The 204-nt window shown below is 73.5% G+C and carries 1 protein-coding gene; it reads left to right on the plus strand.

The window, feature by feature from the left end; translation table 11 throughout:
- A partial coding sequence (locus tag PROKR_RS25350; protein WP_157602682.1) for a response regulator occupies positions 1-204 on the plus strand: 204 nt, incomplete at both ends.

Below are 204 nucleotides of genomic sequence, written 5' to 3' on the forward strand. Positions count from 1 at the left end.
GACGTCGTCTGCATGGACGTGCGCATGCCGGGCGGCGACGGGCTCGCCGCGACGCGGGAGATCGTGCGCCGTCCGGCCGAGGGAGAGCCGACGCCGCCCGCCGTGCTCGTGGTGACCACGTTCGACCTGGACGAGTACGTGTTCGGCGCGCTGGAGGCGGGCGCGAGCGGCTCCATCCTCAAGGACTGCGAGCCCGAGGAGCTG

The sequence above is a fragment of the Promicromonospora kroppenstedtii DSM 19349 genome, from assembly GCF_000515355.1.
In the GTDB taxonomy this organism is placed as follows: domain Bacteria; phylum Actinomycetota; class Actinomycetes; order Actinomycetales; family Cellulomonadaceae; genus Promicromonospora; species Promicromonospora kroppenstedtii.